Origin of the sequence: Streptomyces sp. NBC_01808, assembly GCF_035917395.1 — a bacterium.
Classification (GTDB): domain Bacteria; phylum Actinomycetota; class Actinomycetes; order Streptomycetales; family Streptomycetaceae; genus Streptomyces.
Genome location: NZ_CP109072.1, coordinates 3,757,342 through 3,776,082, shown reverse-complemented (window position 1 = coordinate 3,776,082; position 18,741 = coordinate 3,757,342). Strand labels below are relative to the sequence as shown.

The window sequence follows — 18,741 nt, the reverse complement described above, 5'->3', positions numbered from 1 at the left end:
CCGCCCGGGATTCACGGGGGACTTGGTCACCACGGTGGCCCGCGCTCCGCGGGGAAGCCGCACGGCGGGCTGTCGTGCCTTGGCCGTGATCACAGCGGGAGGGCGAACAGGCTCACCGGAGTGGACAGCGCGACCGCGGCGAGTACCAGGACCGCCGTACGGGCGAAAGCCGTGGCCTGCCGCGGTGCCAGCAGCCGGGCGGTCCGGGCGGTGACGGCGGTGTCCGCGGCGGCGAAGCCGCCGGCGGGGGGCGGGACGGTGCCGCCCGCGGCGGTGAACCGGGCCAGAGCGTCGGTCAGGTCGCGCCGCGGCAGGCGGCGGCAGCAGGCGTCGTCCGCGCACATCTCCAGCAACAGCCGGACCGCCGCCACGGATTCGAGCAGCAGCGCACTGTGCGGCAGCAGCCGCCGCCAGGCCAGCAGGGGGAGCAGGACGAGATCGTGGCGCTGGCGCAGGTGGGCGCGCTCGTGGGCGACGACGGCGGCGAGGTGCCGCGGGCCGAGGAGACGCAGGGCGCCGGTGCTGAGCACGACGAGGCCGGGGCGCCCGGGCAGGCAGTACGCGGCCGGGACGGGGTGGTCGAGCACCTCGACACCGGGCAGCGCCTCCCGCGAGCGGGCCACGAGCGTCAGCAGGTGGCGGTGGCGGCGCCGGTGCCGGGCGAGGTCCCGGCAGACCAGCGCCAGGCTCCAGCCCCGGGCGGCGAGATAGGCGGCTCCGAGCGCCAGCGCGGCCGGGGCGAGCGGTCCCGCGGGGGTGCCGCCGGCGCTCGCGAGGTGCAGCAGGCCGGGCACCAGTCCCTGGTTGGCGGGCGCGAACACGGCGGCGAAGACCAGCCCGAGCAGGGACAGTTCCAGCGTGAGGCCGAGGGCCTGCCAGGTGACGAGCGCGGTGCGCGGCATCCGCGTCACCCAGCGGGCCCGGGCCAGCGGCCGCACGGCCGCCAGGCAGCAGGCCAGCATGACGGCGAAGTGCAGCAGATGGCTCATCGGCGGCGCTTGCCCTTGTCGTCGGACCGCTGGTGCTCATCCGCCGCGCGGGCGAGCGCGTCGCGCAGGACGTCGGCCTCCGGGTCGGACACGGAGCGGGCGAAGTGCGCCAGAACGGCGTCGCGGTCCCCGGCCTGGGCGAGGACGTCCATCATCAGGCTGGTGACGTAGGACTCCCTGCTGGCCGCCGGGGTGTAGTGCCAGGACCGGCCGATACGCTCGCGCCGGGCGGTCCCCTTGTGCGCCAGCCGGTCCAGAACCGTGATCACCGTCGTGTACGCCAGCGCGCGGTCCGGCAGCGCGTCGAGCACGTCCTTGGCGGTGCGGGGGCGGCCGGCGTCCCAGAGGACGTCCATGACCGCGCGTTCCAACTCCCCAGAACGCCGCACGTGCCCGCTCCCTCCGACGCGACCGCGGTGGCACCGCACTCTACCCCACGTAGAACAACCCGGGGGAGCCCCGCTCCGGCGCCCCCCGCGCCATGTCTCCCGGGCCGGCACGAGTGATACGAGGACCCCGTGGAAGGCGACCGCGGTGCGCAGGCGGTACCGGGTTCGGGGTGCGTACCCACGCGACGCCTTCCCTCGTAGCGCCCCGGTGGGTGACTGCGTACGCCTGCGCGACGTGCGGCTTCGACGGCGCGCTCGGACGCAACCCGGTGGGACTGGAGGCAGCGCACGTGCGCTGGCACAGCCATGAAGGACCGGACGAGGTCAGCAACGGCATCGCCCTGTGCTCGCTGCACCACACCCTCTTCGACCTGGGCGTCCTCGGCCTCACCTCGGAGCTGCGCATCAGGGTGTCCGAGCTGTACGTCGCCCGCAGCCCGGCCGGCCTCGCCATCGACGACCTCCACGACCGGCCGATGAGTACGCCACGTCCGGGCCGGCCGCCGCTTGACGCCGTTCATCTCCGCTGGCACGGCCTTGAGGTCTTCAAGGGCGACATCGGCACGGCAGCCTGAACCGCACCGGGCTGCGGAGCGCCCGTAGCGGCCCCGGAGAACGAGCGGTCGCACACATCCCGGCGGCTACGCCGGATTCACGAAGGCGCCGATCGCCGAGGCGTCCAACAGCCGACCGCTGCACCAGTCGGCCAGCAACAGATCGAACTCGCGCATCGCCTGCGCGAGGCCGGCGGCCGACTCCGCCGCGGCATCGGGCGAGGGCACGAGGCACAGCGTCGTGACCCGGTCACCCTGTGCCTGGCCGTACACGACGAGGGGATCGGAGGCGATCGCGAACGAGTCGACCACGCGGCCCGGGGCATCACGGAAACGCACGCCCGCGTACGGCCTGCCGCCGCCGGGCAGCAGCTCCGACAGCCGCCGCAGCGAAACCTCGGTGGAGATGGGGGCGGTCGGGGTCCGGCGAAGGTGGATCCTGTCGAAGACCCGCACCGACGACGCATCCTCGCCGATCACCCGCGAATGCTGCCGGAAGATCTCACGGATCGCGCGCATCTCGGCCTCGGCCTGCCCCGCGAGCTGACGGGACACCATCTCGGCCTGCCGCCAGCCGTCCTCGTGGATCACGAAGTGCTCCCCCGGACCGGTCGAGTCCTCAGCCGGCGGCAGCGGGTCGAAGATCGTCGGCAGGGAGTACGTCAACTCCTGCGGGTCCACCGGCTGGATCCGTCTCAGGGTCAGCACGAGGCTGCCGCTCCGAAGGAACTGCGCGGCGGTCGGCGGCTCGGCCCGGACAACGGCCCACGGCTCTCCTCCGAGGTCAAGACGCGTCTCATGCTCGAACGAGTCGGGAAGCTGTCCGGGAGCGAGCTCGGTCCTCGCGAACTCCGCCTCCGTCTCGGCGTCGACGAACACGACCCGCACGGACTCCGCCGCCATGCCATTACCCCCACACCGATCGCGGCCCCTGTCCCGCCGCAGTCATCCATCGTCCCCGTGGACAGTATCGTCGCAGCGGGTCTCGGCCATCGCCCTGATCACGGGTGAGACCGGCCCGCGATCACGCGGACACCGGAGACCGGAGACCGGAGACCGGAGACCGGAGACCGGAGACCCACCGTTGAGCGCCACAGCGACGGGCCCTGCCGACGAACAGCAAGGCCCTTCGTTTTGCCTGCTCAGGCGGGGTGCGGGGGATACGAGATTCGAACTCGAGAGGGTGTGAACCCCACACGCTTTCCCCTTCGCCGTGCGGGTGTCCGGGCGCGGGCGCCGGGGTTCCGACCTGCGGCAGGGCCTCGTAGAGCGCAGCCGGTGGGCGGCGGCGGACTTTGGTGAACGAGAACCAGAACTGAGACCATGCGGCCCGTCCATCCCCGCAATCCACGGGGCGATCTGTACAGCGGCCGGTCTGGACCTCACCGATCTTGAACTCGCCGCGTACGACACGGTGGCTGCACGAGCCGCACCCCCGCGCGGGCTTCACCGAGCCGATGCTGCGGGCCTGCGCATACGCGTGCGCGATGTGCGGCTCCGGCAGGACGCTCGACTTCCGCCACTGGCACGGTCGGCATGCTCGTACCACGTCGCCGCGTCGGCCGCTGTCAGTCGGTCTTTCGTCCGACTCCTGCGCAGACCCACTGGCGTTCGGCACCGGACGGAGCGGTCGGGGCCGGTGTGGTGGACCACGGCGAGACGGGTGCCAGCTCGGGGCGCCATAGCGACACGGTGGTCAGGCCCGGGTCGAGCAGGTCGAAGCCGTCGAACAGCCGCCTGATCTCCGCGTAGCTGCGCAGCGTGAGCGGAGAGCGGGCCTTCTTGTAGACGTCGGCGGCCTTCTGAACCCGGCCGTCGGTGTCGAACTCGGAGGTCGAGTGCGAGATGACCAGATGGCTGCCGGGTGCCATCGCTCCGCGCAGTCGCGCCACGATCCCGGGTGGGTCCGCCTCGTCGTCGATGAAGTGCAGCATTGCCAGCATGACCACGGCGACCGGCCGGTCGAGGTCGATAACGTCACGCAGCTCGGGATCGGCCAGGATGGCCTCGGGGTGCCGGGCGTCGCCGCGGGTGACGGCCACCAGGGGCGATCTGCCGAGTAACGCCCGTCCGTGGCTGACGACGACCGGGTCGATGTCGACGTATGCCACGCGCGAGTCCGGGGCGACCTGCTGGGCGATCTCGTGCAGGTTCTGGTGCCCGCCGCCCTCGACGGGCATACCCGAGCCGATGTCGATGAACTGCCGGATTCCGGACCCGGCCAGGCACTGTACCGCGCGCCGCAGGAACGCGCGGTTCTCCCGCGCCATGAGGGGTGCGTCGGGAACGTGCCGCCGGACTTCCTCCATGACCGCCCGGTCGTGGGCGAAGTTGTCCTTGCCGCCGAGGAAGTAGTCGTAGATGCGTGGGACGGCCGGGGTCCGGAGCTGGAGGGGGTTCTCCTCCTCGCGTCCTCTCCCGTTCGACGACGGTTTGTTCATCGAGTTCTCCCGCCATGCCCCTGCCGCGCTGCAGAATCCGTGGAACCATGCGAGCGTAGCGACCGGCCGACGAAGCCACCCCGGCAACGGCCGTTTTCGGCTGACAACGTTGCCGGGACGTGACCCGAGGAGGAAGTGCCATGCCGGACGACGGCATCGACAGGATTCCCGGCCCGCCCGCGGGCGGTGACGGTGTCAAGGCGATCGTGGCGGCGGGAGGGCTGCACAACTACCAGCTCAAGCTGCACGCCGAGTTCGGTCCGGTAGTGCGCTTCCCCTTACCGGGTGCGGACGTGGCGGTGTCGGTCGCCGATCCGGTGCTGCTGGAGGCCACCGCGGAGATCAACAAGCGGCCGGAGAAGCTGTTCGAGTTCCTGGAGCCCCTCCAGGAGTCGGGCAACGTGCAGACGCTCCCGGCAGACGAACACGTGCCGTGGCGGCGGGTGATGCTCTCCGTGCTGGCTGGACGACCCTCGCACGAAGCGCACTTCGCGCAGTTCACCGCGCTGACGACGTCGATGGCCGACCGGTGGGCGGAGAACGCCGCGCGGGGCCCCGTGGAGCTGCAGAAGGACCTCAGCGAGCTGTCGCTGCGGATGATCTGTGAATACTCGCTGGGCAACGGCCTGGAGTCCGAGGAGGCCGCCGGGCGGGTCGTGTCGGCGTTCGAGGACGTGCTCACCGACTACCTGGCGCGGCTGTACCAGATGGACGTGGGCGGCACGGAGGAGGAGCGCCGCGTACGCTCCGAAGAGGCCCTGGCCTACCTGCGTGCGACCGTCGACGAGGTGCTCACCGCGCACCGCGAACGCGGCACCACCGAGCACGCCGACCGGAGCGACCTGGTCGCGGCTCTGGTCAGGGCAGGCGAGTCGCCGGCGCGGATACGCGACACGGTGCTGACGACCATGATGGCCGCCCACCACACCACCGGTGTCGCCATCTCCTGGACGCTCTACCTGCTGGCCCGGCACCCGGAGATAGCCGAGCGGGCCACCGAGGAGGTCGACCGGGTTCTCGGTGACCGCGCCGCACCCGACTACGGCGACCTCAGGCCGCTTTCGTACCTGGACATGGTGCTCCGGGAGGCCATGCGGCTGTACCCGCCGGGACCGTACGGCGCCCGGGAGGCCACCGAGGACCTCAAGCTCGGCGAGTACACCGTTCCCGCAGGCACGACCATCTTCTATCCCTTCTGGGCCGTGCACATGAACCCCGAGCACTGGCCCGACCCGGAGGTGTTCGACCCGGACCGCTTTACACCCGAGGCGTCCGCCCAGCGCCACCGGTTCGCGTACATCCCGTTCGGGCTCGGGCCCCGCAGTTGTGAAGGCGCCACTCTGGCGATGGTCGAGGCCAAACTCGTCCTGGCGATGCTGCTGAAGCGGTTCCGGTTCCGGATGGCGCCAGGTCAGACGGTCACGCCTGTCGAACGCTTCGTCCTGTGGGCTGCCGAGGACATCCGCATGAACCTCACACCCCGGTAACCCGCCCGAAGCCCCGAGGGCCGGAGCGCGACGAGGCCCCGCAGCGGCATGCCGCTGCGGGGCCTCGTTTCGCCTGGTCAGGCGGGGTGCGGAGGATACGAGATTCGAACTCGTGAGGGTGTGAACCCGACACGCTTTCCCATTCGCCGTGCGTGGGTCCACGGGCGGACGACGGCGTCCTGACCCGTGGCTGAATGCGTTGATGAGCGGTCAGCGGACGGTGCCGGACGGAAGCGGATGAGACCAGAACTGAGACCAAGCCCGTGCGGGGCTCCACTGCCGATCACGAAAGTGCGGCCTGCTGGGGCGCCTGCTGTGGAGGGCCGTGGGCTGCCCGTACCGTACTCGGTGCGCACCTACCCCCCCGTCACCCACCAGGTGCGGGAAGGGGCAGGCCGGCGTAGTCCGGTTGTCGGGGCCCGTACTCGGCGAGCAGCCGCCGCTGGCCCTGCTCCACCGCGCTATACCGCAGCTCGGCGTCGCCGTCCTACTGGAACCGGCGGAGCGCGTACGGGAACAGCAACGGCTTGTGCGGAGCCCGAGCTCCACCCCTCGTCCACTGCCTCAGCCGCGCGGTGTGCTCGACCCGGTCCAAAACCGGCGATCGTAGTGCGGCTCGTCGAACTGCGGTCCGTGTACGGGGTGAGCCACGTCGAGGGCTACGCGGGCATGACACCGAGGATGCGGGAGAGGGTGAAGACCCGTTCGTCCTCGCGCAGATGGCACCAGGCATACAGGTGGGGCGGGTCGAGGTCGAGCTCGCTGAGGGTACGTACGGTCCGGTTGCCCGAGGCGGCGACGTACTCGACCGTGATGGCCGTGCCGGCGTCGACGGCGTGGGCGAGCTGGCGGACATCGGTGTACGTCAGGTTTTTCGCGTACCCCGCGACGATCTCCTCGGTGTCTGTGCCGCAGCGGTCCCCGGTGCCGGACGGGCCGGGGGCCGGACGTGTCGGCGGGGCGTCCTGCAGCCTGGCGGCCAGGGCCACCAGGCCGGCGGCGTCCACCGGGGTCTCCGTCGGTGCAGACCGCCGCCGTTGGCCTGGGAGTGGAGGAGGAGTCGGGGCGGAGGCACGTCGGCGCCGGGTCCTCTCGACGCGTACGGTTCCGTCGGCCTTCTCGGCGACGGGGGCATAGCCGGCGGCCCGGAGCGCGGCGAGGGTCTTGTCGAGCGGAGTACGGCCGACCAGCACGGTCGGTGCCAGTTGGCGCAGACCGAGTTCGGCGAGCCTTTTGTGGGCGGCGAGTTCGGAGAGGAGGGCGGGTTCTTCTCCATGGATCACACAGGCCGCGGGAGCGATGCGCACACGGCCGTGAGCGCGCGCGGTGTCGTGGATCAGATATGACAGCGGCTGGGGGAGTGTGCCGACGGCGACGTCGGCCAGGTCGGCGGCGATGGCGTCGGGTGTACGGCCGGTGTCCAGGGCGGCGCGGACCGTGACCGGGCTGAACCGCCATACGGATGCCGTGCCGACGGCTTCCCGGTCCGCGACGGCGTCCAGCAGGGCGGCCAGGCGGGCTGACGGTGTGCCCGTGACGACGGCGGTGAGATCCGCGCCGAAGCGGGCCGTACTGGTGGCGGTCGGCAGCAGCAGCCGACTGGCTGCGGCCAGTGCTTCGCCGTCATCTGCCTGCAAGGCGGCACCGACGCGGGACAGGGAGCCGCGGGCAATAACACCGAGTAGTTCCGCTTCGCGGATCACGGAGGCGAAGGGCGCGGCGTCCTGGGGGAGTTGATCGGCGAGCGGACGGTGCCAGGCAACGAGCGGCCCCAGTTCTCCGGGGTTCAGCACTCCCTGGTCTGCCGGGAGCCATGCCGCGGCGGTGAGTAGCCCGTCCCGGGCCTGCACACAGCCGCCACAGGGTGGTGTCCCGGCGAGCGCGGGCAGCGCCTTGCCGTCCTCGTCGCGGGCCTGGGTCGGGGTCAGCGGCAGCGTCCGCCACGCCTGGAGAAGCGCTGTGAGCTGCTGTGCCGGTTCCCGCTCCGCCCAGGCGTCGTAGTGTTCCGTCGCCGCGACCCGGTCGCCGTCCCGGGCCAGCAGCCCGGCGTCGTACGCCGTTTCCAGGACGAGGCGTACGACGATGTCGTCGCACTGCGCGGCCCTGCCGATCCGGGACAGCTCACGTGCTCCGACCGCGCCGGACTTCAGCCGGGCCGGGGGAGACGCGGCGCACGCCGCCAGAACGGAGGCGGCGTGGACGGCGAACGCCGTGGCGGCTGCCGCCGCCTCTCGATCCACTTCCGCCGAGGTGACGGACACCGTCTGCACGATGGGCGGGAACGGCTCGAACGGGGCGTGCCAGTCGGCCCCTCGCAGTGCGAGCGCCACCTCGGCCGGCATTCGTGCGGGCCCGTACCCGGAGTACCGGTCCTGGACCAGCAGTCCTCGCTCCAGCGCCCACCGCACACCCGGTTCGGAGTCGGCCCGTGGGGCCCCGGGCATGATGAACCCCGCGTGCGTCTGCGCCTGTACACCCTGGCGACGGACTCGCCGCTCAAGCAGTTTCCGAGTGCCCACAGGCGCCGAAGCGACCACCGCGGCCACCCGCTCGGGATCACTGTGGTGCTTCAGCAGGGCGGCCAGCCGCGCCTTCTTGGTGGTGCCAGGCGCCGGGATGCCCAGGGCCACCAGCGTGCGCCGCAGTTCCTCGGAGGTCGTGTCCGCCAGTAGCCGGGCGAGCGGCGCGTCCAGCCCCAGCGGTGAATCCCACGCCCGCCGCAACGGCGCCGCCATGTGCAGCAGACCCTGGCCGTCCGGCCAGACGAGGGCGTGATCGGCCAGTGTCTCCAGGGCTGCGTCCAGCCCGCGATCGCTCTCCGGCTCGGTCACGTCCAGCAGATCCGCCAAAGCGGCACGTGGAACGTGCCCCAATGCCGCCAGCGCCTCAGCCACCTGCAACTGTGGCAGCGCGAGTTCCGCCAGCACGGGGGCAACCGACGACGGGCGCTGAAGGCGGTCCGCGAGTTCGCCGAACGATCGTGGCTCCGGCGGGGACACGGCGTCCGGGCGGGTCGCCAGAACTCGCTGCAGTCGGCCGACTTCCAGACTGCTCAGCCACGAGGCCAGAGTCGATCCGCTGGGCTTGCCGATGGGGCACCTCGCAAAGGCGACGAAGTTGCTCTTCGAACCGGAGCCGGTCCTGTACACGCTCCACGATTGTGCATCGCGGGTGACATCCGCGTCCTGCGACGGCAGGAAGCCGCTTGTGAGTGAAGGCGTTGTCCCGTGGGTCGCCCCGTCAGCGGCAGCGCGCGGCAGCGAAAAATACCCTATGCCGGAAATAGATGAGATCAGAACTGGGACCAGAGCGTGCCGAGAACCCTGGCCGCTGAGTGGACCAGGGTTCTCATTTCGCCTGATCAGGCGGGGTGCGGAGGATACGAGATTCGAACTCGTGAGGGTGTGAACCCAACACGCTTTCCAAGCGTGCGCCCTAGGCCTCTAGGCGAATCCTCCGCGGGCAAGAGTACAAGACGGGGTGGGGTGGTCGCGAACTCGTTCGTTGGGGGTGGGATCGGTTAAGGTGGAGTCGCCCCTCACGCGGCGCTATCTCGCTGAACTCCCCCAGGGCCGGAAGGCAGCAAGGGTAGGTGGGCTCTGGCGGGTGCGTGGGGGGCGCCTTGCTGTCCGGGGTGGGGTGGCGGGTGCGGGGTTTTCGTGGGTGGGCGCCGTTGTCGGCGGTCACCGATATCGTCGTAGTCGTGTCGCAGCTCGCTCTCTACCGCCGCTACCGACCCGAGACCTTCGGCGAGGTCATCGGGCAGGACCACGTGACCGGCCCGCTGCAGCAGGCGCTGCGGAACGGGCGGGTCAACCACGCGTATCTGTTCAGCGGGCCACGCGGCTGCGGGAAGACGACCAGCGCGCGCATCCTCGCCCGGTGTCTCAACTGCGAGCGCGGGCCGACGCCGGAGCCGTGCGGGGAGTGCCGGTCGTGCCGGGACCTCGCGCGGAACGGGCCGGGGTCGATCGACGTCATCGAGATCGACGCCGCATCGCACGGCGGCGTGGACGATGCGCGTGAGCTGCGCGAGAAGGCGTTCTTCGGGCCCGCCGCCAGCCGGTACAAGATCTACATCGTCGACGAGGCGCACATGGTCACCTCCGCGGGGTTCAACGCCCTGCTGAAGGTGGTCGAGGAGCCGCCCGAGCACCTGAAGTTCATCTTCGCCACGACCGAGCCGGAGAAGGTCATCGGGACCATCCGGTCCCGGACCCACCACTATCCCTTCCGCCTCGTCCCGCCCGGCACCCTGCGCGACTATCTCGCCGACGTCTGCCGCGTCGAGTCGATCCCCGTCGAGGACGCGGTGCTGCCCCTGGTCGTACGGGCCGGGGCCGGCTCCGTGCGGGACTCGATGTCCGTCATGGACCAACTGCTCGCCGGTGCCGGCGAGCAGGGTGTGACGTACGCCATGGCCACCGCCCTCCTCGGGTATACGGACGACGCCCTGCTCGACTCCGTCGTCGACGCCTTCGCGGCGGGTGACGGGGCGGGTGCGTTCTCGGTGGTGGAGCAGGTGATCGAGGGCGGGCACGATCCGCGGCGGTTCGTCACCGACCTGCTGGAGCGGCTGCGGGACCTCATGATCCTCGCCGCCGTGCCGGACGCAGGCGACAAGGGGCTGATCGACGTTCCGGCGGACGTGCTGGAGCGGATGCGGCGCCAGGCCGACACCTTCGGTGCGGCAGAGCTGAGCCGCGCGGCCGACATCGTGAACGAGGGGCTGACCGAGATGCGCGGCGCCACCGCGCCCCGGCTGCAGCTCGAGCTGATCTGCGCGCGCGTGCTGCTCCCCGGGGCGTACGGGGACGAGCGCTCGGTGATGGCCCGGCTTGACCGCCTGGAGCGCAACGCCTCGACCGGTCCGCCGACCATGGGGTACGTGCCCGGGCCGGACGCCCACCAGCCTCCTGGCGGGAGTGGGGGTGAGGGCGGGGATGCCCCCGGTGCCGGCAGCGGTGGTGCCGGGGCTGCTCGTGCCGCCCTTGCCGAGCGGGGTGGTCCGGCTCCCGGTGCCGGTACCGGTGGTTCTGGGGCCGGTGCTGGGTCTGCGCCTGCGCCTGGGGCCGGTGCTGGGTCCGGGGCTGGCGCTCCTGCGGTCGACGCCGGCGGGGGTGTGCCCTCCGGGCCGCCCGCCTCCACCGGCGGTGGCCCGCAGGCACGGCGGCCCGGGGCCTGGCCCGGGAGTGGGGCCCCGGCCGCGTCCGGGGGCCCAGCACCCGCGCCGCCACCTGCTCCGGCTCCTGCTCCCGCAGCGGCACCCGCGCCCGCGCCTGTGGCGGCGCAGGCCCCCGCCGCTACGGCTCAGGGCGTGCCCGCGCAGCAGGGGGGCGGGGTCGCCGGTGCCGCTTCCGTGCGGCAGATGTGGCCCGACATCCTGGAGGCCGTCAAGCACCGGCGGCGCTTCACCTGGATTCTGCTGAGCCAGAACGCCCAGGTCACCGGGTTCGACGGCGGGACCCTCCAGCTTGGCTTCGGGAACGCCGGCGCCCGGGACAGCTTCGTCAACGGCGGCAGCGACGAGGTGCTGCGCGAGGTGATGGCGGAGCGGTTCGACGTGCAGTGGAAGGTCGAGGCCATCGTGGATCCGACCGGCGGTGCCGGCGGCGGGCCCGCGGCGGGGCCCGGTGGCGGCGGGGGTCCGGGGCCGGGCGGCCCCGGACCCGGAGGCGGCGGCGGGGGGTTCGGCGGTGGTGGCGGGGGTGGCGGTGCCGGGTTGCGGCAGTCCGTACAGACGACCTCGCCCGCGCCCTCCGTACCGGCGCCGGCTCCCCCCCAGCAGCCCCGGCCCGCATCGGCCCGCCCCGGCGGCCAGCCCCCGCCCGACCCCGGGCCGCCCCCCGATCCAGGGCCCCCTCCGCCGCCGCTGGAGGATGACATCCCCGGCGACGACGACCCCGACCTCGTCGACACCGCCCTGTCCGGCCACGACCTCATCGTCCGCGAGCTGGGTGCCACCGTCATAGAGGAGATCCGCCACGACTAGGCGGGCCCGCCCGTCCGCGTACTCCGGAAGGATGACGACGGCGGGAGGAGCGGCGACTCCCGGCGGGGCAACCCAAGTGGCGCGCGTCCTCCCTGCGATGGACGGCAGCGCGGCGGCTGAGAACGTAGGCTCGCCTGGACGACCGGCCTGACACCGGCCGGCGATCTCGACGCAGACGCAGAAGACGTAGACGTAGCCACAGAGAACTGCAGTAGCGCGACAAGGAGCGAGCGACGTGATGCCTGGTGGTGGCCAGCCCGACATGCAGCAGTTGCTGCAGCAGGCCCAGAAGATGCAGCAGGAGCTCGCGTCCGTCCAGCAGGAGCTGGCCGAGACGCCGGTCGAGGGGACCGCGGGCGGCGGGCTGGTGAAGGCCACGGTGACCGGCTCCGGTGAGCTGACCGGTCTGGTGATCGACCCGCGCGCCGTCGACCCCGAGGACACCGAGACGCTGGCCGACCTCGTCGTGGCGGCCGTACGGGACGCGAACAACGCCGCGCAGCAGCTTCAGCAGGAGCGGCTCGGCCCGCTCGCGCAGGGGCTCGGCGGGATGCCGGGGCTGCCCTTCTGACCCCTCCTTCTTCCGTCGTCCCGCGGGGCCGTTTCCTGCCGTCCGGATCTGCCGGGTTCCGGAACCGGAGGCCACCCCCGAAGCGGGTTGAACCCGGCGGTAGCGGCTAGCTTGGTGCAGGAGAGCGGACACGAGAGAGGCGTTGCGTGTACGAAGGCGTGGTCCAGGATCTGATCGACGAATTGGGCAGGCTGCCCGGCGTCGGTCCCAAGAGCGCGCAGCGCATCGCCTTCCACATCCTGCAGGCCGAGCCGGCCGACGTCCGCCGGCTGGCGCATGCGCTGACCGAGGTGAAGGAGAAGGTCCGGTTCTGTGCGGTCTGCGGGAACGTCGCGCAGGAGGAGCACTGCCGGATCTGTGCCGACCCGCGGCGCGACCCGGCCGTGCTGTGCGTGGTCGAGGAGCCCAAGGACGTCGTGGCCATCGAGCGGACCCGTGAGTTCCGCGGGCGGTACCACGTGCTCGGCGGCGCGATCAGCCCCATCGAGGGCGTCGGCCCGGACGACCTGCGGATACGGGAGCTGCTCGCCCGGCTCGCGGACGGCGCCGTCACCGAACTGATCCTCGCCACCGACCCCAACCTCGAAGGCGAGGCCACGGCCACGTATCTGGCCCGCATGGTCAAGGCCATGGGCCTGAAGGTGACCCGGCTGGCCAGCGGTCTGCCCGTCGGCGGCGATCTGGAGTACGCGGACGAGGTCACCCTCGGCCGCGCCTTCGAAGGCAGGCGGTTGCTCGATGTCTGAAACGGAACCACGTGCCCGCCGGCTGGATCCCGGCGCAGCGCCCAGCAGCCCGGCAGGCCGCCGCACGCGGCCTGCCGGTGCGCGGGGCGCCGACAGAGGAGGTCTGCTCGATGTCTGACGCCACCACGCACCAGGCGACGCAGGACCCGGACAGCTTCGCGGTCCAGATCGCCGACTCGATCGAGAGCTTCATCGTCGCCGTCACCGAGGTCGCCAAGGGCGACGAGCCGAACAGCGCCGTGCCCTTCCTGCTGCTGGAGGTCTCGCAGTTGCTGCTGGCCGGCGGTCGGCTGGGGGCGCACGAGGACTTCGTGCCGGACGAGCGGTACGAGCCGGACACCGGCCCCGAGCCGGACGTGGACGAGCTGCGCGAGCGGTTCGCCGAGCTGCTGGACCCGGTGGACGTCTACTCCGAGGTCTTCGACCCGTACGTGCCGCGCAGCACCCCCGTCGCCAGCCGGATCTCCGACGACCTGGCCGACGTGATCACCGACCTGCGGCACGGCCGCGCGCACTACGCGGCGGGGCGGGTCAACGAGGCGCTGTGGTGGTGGCAGTTCTCGTACCTGTCCAACTGGGGGCCGACCGCGAGCGCCTGCCTGCGCGCGCTGCAGTCGCTGGTGGCCCACGTGCGGCTGGACACGCCCCTGGGGGAGCTGGACGGGCTCGACACCGACAGCGATGCCGCGCTGGACGACGGGCGGCTGGAGGAGGAGGCGGGCCGCGTGATGGCGGCGGAGATCGCGGAGCCGCTGGGGCTGCGGCGTACCTGAGCCAGGGAGCGCGGCGTACGGGCCGGGGCGCGTGCAGCGTCGCGTACGCCGTGCGCACGCGCCGGGTGCCGATCCGATCCCCCGCCCCGAGTTCGCGCGCTGCCCTCGCGCCCCGGATTTTCGGGCTCCGGATGTGACCTGCCTTACGTTTCCGTGTGCCCGCGGTGCTCCCGGGCAGGTACGTCTCCGAGCCGGCCCGCCCTGGGCGTACCCGCCGGCTCGGTAGACTGAGCCGACCGAAACACCATTGCGAGGAGCGCACGTGGGCCTTGTCGTGCAGAAGTACGGCGGCTCTTCCGTCGCCGATGCCGAGGGCATCAAGCGCGTCGCCAAGCGGATCGTCGAGACCAAGAAGGCGGGCCACCAGGTCGTCGTCGTGGTGTCCGCGATGGGCGACACGACGGACGAGCTGATCGATCTCGCCGAGCAGGTCTCGCCGATCCCGACCGGCCGCGAACTCGACATGCTGCTCACCTCGGGCGAGCGGATCTCCATGGCCCTGCTGGCGATGGCGATCAAGAAGCTCGGTCACGAGGCGCTGTCGTTCACCGGCAGCCAGGCGGGTGTGATCACCGACGCCGTGCACAACAAGGCGCGGATCATCGACGTGACGCCCGGCCGGATCCAGGAGGCGGTGGACAAGGGCGCCATCGCGATCGTGGCCGGATTCCAGGGTGTTTCGCAGGACAGCAAGGACATCACGACGCTCGGCCGCGGCGGCTCGGACACCACGGCGGTGGCGCTCGCGGTGGCGCTGGAGGCGGAGGTCTGCGAGATCTACACCGACGTGGACGGCGTGTTCACCGCCGATCCGCGGGTGGTGAAGAAGGCCCGTAAGATCGACCGGATCCCGTACGAGGACATGCTCGAACTGGCCACCAGCGGATCGAAGGTCCTGCTGCACCGCTGCGTCGAGTACGCCCGCCGGTACAACATGCCCATTCATGTCCGCTCCTCGTTCTCGGGGCACCCGGGCACCTGGGTAGGCAATATCTCCGAGGGAGCAGAAGGCATGGAGCACGCGATCATCTCCGGAGTCGCGCACGACGTCTCCGAGGCGAAGATCACGGTGGTCGGGGTCCCGGACAAGCCGGGCGAGGCCGCCGCCATCTTCCGGGCGATTGCGGACGCCGAGATCAACATCGACATGGTGGTGCAGAACGTCTCGGCCGCCGCCACCGGCCTGACCGACATCTCCTTCACCCTGCCCAAGACCGACGGCCACCGCGCGATGGAGCTGCTGACCAAGGCGCAGCCGTCGATCGGCTTCGAGTCGCTGCGCTACGACGACCAGGTCGGCAAGATCTCCCTCGTCGGCGCCGGCATGCGCTCGCACCCCGGCGTCACGGCCACCTTCTTCGAGGCGCTGTCCAACGCCGGCGTCAACATCGAGCTGATCTCCACCTCGGAGATCCGGATCTCGGTGGTGACCCGCGAGGACGTGGTCAAGGACGCGGTGCGGGCCGTGCACACGGCGTTCGGTCTCGACAGCGAGAGCGACGAGGCGGTCGTCTACGGCGGCACGGGCCGTTGAGCCAGTCGTCATCGATCCGTTAGTCCATACCGCTTGCGCCGAATACCCTTGCCATCCGACGATTTCGGTTTGCGCCGTCTGCAACCGCGGCGGCGCCGCGAAGCGTCTCTGTCCCTGCCCGCATTGGCCGGCCGCACGGGTAGCGAGGGAGTGGGCATGGCAGTACGCGCGGTAACACGACCGTCGTTGCCGCCGTGCGCGTACAACCTTGACAGGGGTCGGCGTGTCAAACAGGCGTGGCAGAGGCACTCAGCATTGCGACCCTTCCGGCCGGCCCCGCGCTGCGCCCCGGTTCCTCCGCGGCGTCCCGGGGACTGCCGGTGATCGCGCCGTGGTCGGCGCGGCCTGCCGAGAAGAAGTCCGCGGCAGACGCTGACGACGCCATGGCGGAGGGCACCAGCGTCGACCACCTCACCGAGACGTACCAGACCCACTACCGGTCGCTGCTCGGTCTCGCCGCGCTGCTGCTCGACGACCTTGCTTCCTGCGAGGACGTGGTGCAGGAGGCCTTCATCCGCGTGCACTCGGCGCGTAAGCGGGTCAAGGACCCGGACAAGACCCTCGCCTATCTGCGGCAGACGGTCGTCAACCTGTCACGTTCCGCGCTCCGTCGGCGCATCACCGGGCTGAAGCTGCTCTCCAAGCCCATGCCCGACATGGCCAGCGCGGAAGAGGGTGCGTACGAACAGTTGGAGCGCGACCAATTGATCCAGGCGATGCGCGGGCTGCAGCGCCGGCAGCGCGAGGTGCTCGTGCTGCGTTACTTCGCGGACATGACCGAAGCTCAGGTGGCCGAGGCGCTGGGCATCTCGCTCGGTTCCGTCAAGGCGTACGGCTCCCGGGGCATCGCCGCACTGCGAACAGCCATGGGAGCGCGGGCATGAGCGAGCGTTTCTACGGATCGGGGCCGCCGTGGGAGCGGGGATCCGAGGGATCCGGCGGGTCGGGGTCCGCCGGGTCGTCCGGGTCCGGGGCCGGGTCCGAGCGCGGACGTGGGGCAGTGGACGTGGCGGAGACGGCGGAGCTGCCGGAGGTTCCGGCGGGTTCGGACGAGGTGACGGCGGCGGTGCCGGAGGCTTCGGTGCCCGGGGCTTCTGAGCCCGGGGCCGCGGGGCGGCCGGATGACGGGGCGAAGGTGCAGGGCGCGGCGGGTACGTCGAAGGGGGCCGGCGCTGGCTCAGGCTCGGGCGAGCCGGGCGGTGCTGCCGGCTCCGATGGTGCTGCCGCGTCCGGTGGTACGGAGGGGCTGGACGGCCCTGGTGGTCTGGACCGTCGTCGCGAGCCGGACGGCTCGGACGGTGCGGGTAGTGCGGCCGGCTCCGGTAGTGCGGTCGGCTCGGGTGGTGCGGGCGGTTCCGGCGGGGCCGGGATCCCGCGGTGGACCGGTGGCTACGGCGACGGGGACGGCGGCGACGACGCGGGCGGCGAGGACGAGCTGCGGCTGCTGCTGCACTCTGCCGTCGACGGCCTGGAGCCGGCGCCCGGCACGCTGCAGTACCTCCAGCGGGCCGTGCCCGCGCGGCGTACGCGCCGCCGCCAGTTGGTCGCCGTCGCCGCGGTCGCGGTGGTCGCGCTGGCGCTCTCGGTGCCGGCGCTGATGAACGTCGCCGGCTCGACCAGCGAGAAGAACCCGCGCCAGGACATCGCCAACAGCCAGTTGCCCGGCGCCGGGCAGCAGGGCGGGGGCGGCGCCGTCGAGGGCAACGACTCGGATGCCACCGCCGGCAGCAAGGAGCCGAGCGACAAGGAAGAGAAGACCGAGAGCCCCGGGCACGACGAGAACACCGCCGCCCCGACCGGCGGCTCCGAGGGGACGGCCGCCACGGAGCCGTGCGCGCCGACGCAGATCAGCGAGCCTGTCGCGGCGAGCGGCACGCCGGACGAGGCGGGCCGGGTCACCGGGTCCTTCACCGTCACCAACGTCTCCACCACCGCCTGCGTGGTCGAGTCGTCGGAGGGAGTCCGGGTGGGCGGTACGTTCGGCGCGGCGAGCGCGAGCGCGGTCGACACCCGTACGCACACCGTCGGCGACGCCGCCACGGACCTGCTGCCGGCGCCGGAGGCGGCCGGCGCGCTGGTGCTCGCGCCCAACGAGTCGTACGTGGTGGAGTTCGCCTGGGTGCCGGAGACCAGCACCGACGGCGGCTGCACCACCACCGCCACCACGCCGACCCCGGACCCCACCGACGACACGCAGTCGTCGCCGGACGAGACGCAGTCCGAGACCGACCAGGGGACCGAGACCGGCGGCGACACCGGCGGCACCGGCGAGCCGGGCGAGGGCGACGGCACGACGGACGGCTCCGTCACCCTGACCCACTCGCCGGAGGCCGACTCCTCCGCCGTGGCCAGCGTCACGGTCCAGAACGCCTGCGCCGGCACCGTCTACTACACCGAACCGCTCCCGGGCGCCTGACCCGTACCCCGGCCCCGATCCCGCCCCCTGGGCGGGACGGCCGCGGGGGAGGCCGTACCGTGGAGGCGTGTACCGGTTCCTGCTGACGCCCCGGTGGTGGGTCGTCAACGTCCTCGCCGCACTCGCCATCCCGGTCTGCCTGGTCATGGGCAGCTGGCAGATGAGCCGCTTCGAGACGCGCGTGGACACCCACCAGGAACAGCAGGAGCAGCAGGACCGCGCCGCCGACGGCATCGACGGCCGGCCGATGGCCGAGCTGCTGCCCGTGACCCAGGAGACCACCGGCGACGCGGCCACCGTCACCGGGCGTTACGGCCCTCAACTCCTCGTCCCCGACCGCACCCTCGACGGCGAGACCGGCTTCTACGTCCTGACCCTCCTGCGCACCGACGCCCCCGTGGGCGACGACGGCGGCGACGGCGACGCCGGGGCCCGTACCACCTCCGTTCCCGTCCTGCGCGGCTGGCTGCCCGGCGAGGCCGACCCGGCGAAGGCACCCGAGCCGCCCGCAGGCGAGGTCACCGTCACCGGTGCCCTCCAGGCGTCCGAGCACCAGGGCTCCCCCGGCGTGCACACCGAGGGCGGGCTGCCCCGCGGCCAGGTCGGCATGATCAGCGCCGCGGCGCTGGTCAACGTCGTGGACGAGCAGGTCTCCGCGGCCTGGATCACCCTCTTCGAGGCCGACGGCGGGATGCAGCCCGTCCCCGCCGAGGTCCCGCAGGGCAGCGGACTCGACCTGAAGGCGTTCCAGAACCTCGGCTACACGGCCCAGTGGTTCGTCTTCGCCGGCTTCGTGATCTTCATGTGGTACCGGCTCTTCCGCCGCGAGGCGGAGGTCGCGCGCGACAC

At 72.0% G+C, this 18,741-nt stretch carries 13 protein-coding genes, 1 tRNA gene, 1 other RNA gene and 3 pseudogenes; 11 read left to right on the top strand and 7 right to left on the bottom strand.

Going from position 1 to position 18,741, the window contains the following annotated elements:
- Positions 1 to 89: 89 nt before the first annotated feature.
- Both OG946_RS16255 and OG946_RS16250 read right to left on the bottom strand, forming a co-directional pair.
- Entirely contained in the window at positions 90 to 989 is a 900-nt protein-coding gene (locus OG946_RS16255; protein ID WP_326796819.1) for a M56 family metallopeptidase, read from the bottom strand.
- Complete coding sequence (locus tag OG946_RS16250) at positions 986 to 1,378, bottom strand: BlaI/MecI/CopY family transcriptional regulator (RefSeq protein ID WP_326796818.1); 393 nt, start codon at positions 1,376 to 1,378, stop codon at positions 986 to 988. The genes OG946_RS16255 and OG946_RS16250 overlap by 4 nt, the downstream gene beginning before the upstream one ends.
- 218 nt (positions 1,379 to 1,596) lie before the next feature.
- On the opposite strand from OG946_RS16250, the pseudogene OG946_RS16245 reads away from it, so the two are divergent.
- Positions 1,597 to 1,953 (top strand): annotated as a pseudogene (locus tag OG946_RS16245) (HNH endonuclease); the annotation flags it as partial.
- 66 nt (positions 1,954 to 2,019) lie between these two features.
- Here the strand turns inward: OG946_RS16245 and OG946_RS16240 are convergent.
- Together OG946_RS16240 and OG946_RS16235 are read right to left on the bottom strand one after the other, a co-directional pair.
- Positions 2,020 to 2,835 carry a hypothetical protein gene (locus tag OG946_RS16240; RefSeq protein WP_326796816.1) on the bottom strand — a complete coding sequence of 272 codons (816 nt, stop codon included), beginning with the start codon at positions 2,833 to 2,835 and terminating at the stop codon, positions 2,020 to 2,022.
- Positions 2,836 to 3,500: 665 nt separating this feature from the next.
- A complete protein-coding gene (locus OG946_RS16235; RefSeq protein WP_326796815.1) occupies positions 3,501 to 4,373 on the bottom strand; it encodes an SAM-dependent methyltransferase in 873 nt (290 codons plus the stop codon).
- Positions 4,374 to 4,513: 140 nt separating this feature from the next.
- Here OG946_RS16235 and OG946_RS16230 point away from each other — a divergent pair, with 140 nt between their 5' ends.
- Positions 4,514 to 5,860, top strand: coding sequence for a cytochrome P450 (locus OG946_RS16230; protein ID WP_326796814.1), 1,347 nt, complete (start codon positions 4,514 to 4,516; stop codon positions 5,858 to 5,860).
- A 326-nt stretch (positions 5,861 to 6,186) separates the two neighbouring features.
- On the opposite strand, the pseudogene OG946_RS16225 reads toward OG946_RS16230, so the two are convergent.
- From OG946_RS16225 to OG946_RS16215, 3 genes and pseudogenes are all read right to left on the bottom strand, one after another.
- Positions 6,187 to 6,455, bottom strand: a pseudogene (locus OG946_RS16225) (phosphorothioated DNA-binding restriction endonuclease); the annotation flags it as partial.
- A 64-nt stretch (positions 6,456 to 6,519) separates the two neighbouring features.
- Positions 6,520 to 8,952: a helicase-associated domain-containing protein gene (locus OG946_RS16220; protein WP_442814623.1), complete on the bottom strand. Its 2,433-nt coding sequence runs from the start codon at positions 8,950 to 8,952 to the stop codon at positions 6,520 to 6,522.
- 281 nt (positions 8,953 to 9,233) lie between these two features.
- A tRNA-Ser gene (locus tag OG946_RS16215) sits at positions 9,234 to 9,318 on the bottom strand.
- Positions 9,319 to 9,389: 71 nt separating this feature from the next.
- Between OG946_RS16215 and ffs the strand changes: the two genes are divergently transcribed.
- The 9 genes and pseudogenes from ffs to OG946_RS16170 form a co-directional block, all read left to right on the top strand.
- An RNA gene (gene ffs, locus OG946_RS16210) (signal recognition particle sRNA small type) lies at positions 9,390 to 9,486 on the top strand.
- A gap of 77 nt (positions 9,487 to 9,563) precedes the next feature.
- Positions 9,564 to 11,852: a DNA polymerase III subunit gamma and tau gene (locus OG946_RS16205; protein ID WP_326796812.1), complete on the top strand. Its 2,289-nt coding sequence runs from the start codon at positions 9,564 to 9,566 to the stop codon at positions 11,850 to 11,852.
- Between the two features lie 235 nt (positions 11,853 to 12,087).
- The gene (locus tag OG946_RS16200) at positions 12,088 to 12,423 is read left to right on the top strand and encodes a YbaB/EbfC family nucleoid-associated protein (RefSeq protein WP_125935714.1); all 336 of its coding nucleotides are present in this window, start codon (positions 12,088 to 12,090) and stop codon (positions 12,421 to 12,423) included.
- Positions 12,424 to 12,569: 146 nt separating this feature from the next.
- Positions 12,570 to 13,169, top strand: a complete 600-nt coding sequence (gene recR / locus OG946_RS16195; protein WP_047016582.1) for a recombination mediator RecR — start codon at positions 12,570 to 12,572, stop codon at positions 13,167 to 13,169.
- Positions 13,170 to 13,279: 110 nt separating this feature from the next.
- On the top strand, positions 13,280 to 13,942 hold the full coding sequence (locus tag OG946_RS16190; RefSeq protein ID WP_326796811.1) for a DUF5063 domain-containing protein: 663 nt from the start codon (positions 13,280 to 13,282) through the stop codon (positions 13,940 to 13,942).
- A gap of 262 nt (positions 13,943 to 14,204) precedes the next feature.
- A complete protein-coding gene (locus tag OG946_RS16185) occupies positions 14,205 to 15,476 on the top strand; it encodes an aspartate kinase (RefSeq protein ID WP_326796810.1) in 1,272 nt (423 codons plus the stop codon).
- Between the two features lie 320 nt (positions 15,477 to 15,796).
- Positions 15,797 to 16,360 (top strand): SigE family RNA polymerase sigma factor, encoded by a 564-nt coding sequence (locus OG946_RS16180; RefSeq protein WP_101423656.1) that lies wholly within the window; start codon positions 15,797 to 15,799, stop codon positions 16,358 to 16,360.
- A gap of 122 nt (positions 16,361 to 16,482) precedes the next feature.
- Positions 16,483 to 17,892 carry a hypothetical protein gene (locus OG946_RS16175; protein WP_326796809.1) on the top strand — a complete coding sequence of 470 codons (1,410 nt, stop codon included), beginning with the start codon at positions 16,483 to 16,485 and terminating at the stop codon, positions 17,890 to 17,892.
- Between the two features lie 67 nt (positions 17,893 to 17,959).
- Positions 17,960 to 18,667: pseudogene (locus OG946_RS16170) on the top strand (SURF1 family protein); the annotation flags it as partial.
- Positions 18,668 to 18,741 lie beyond the last annotated feature (74 nt).

Coding starts and splice junctions, on each gene's coding strand:
- OG946_RS16190 (WP_326796811.1), top strand. CDS start 13,280: ATGTCTGACGCCACCACGCACCAGGCGACGCAGGACCCGGACAGCTTC.
- OG946_RS16235 (WP_326796815.1), bottom strand. CDS start 4,373: ATGAACAAACCGTCGTCGAACGGGAGAGGACGCGAGGAGGAGAACCCC.
- OG946_RS16230 (WP_326796814.1), top strand. CDS start 4,514: ATGCCGGACGACGGCATCGACAGGATTCCCGGCCCGCCCGCGGGCGGT.
- OG946_RS16255 (WP_326796819.1), bottom strand. CDS start 989: ATGAGCCATCTGCTGCACTTCGCCGTCATGCTGGCCTGCTGCCTGGCG.
- OG946_RS16240 (WP_326796816.1), bottom strand. CDS start 2,835: ATGGCGGCGGAGTCCGTGCGGGTCGTGTTCGTCGACGCCGAGACGGAG.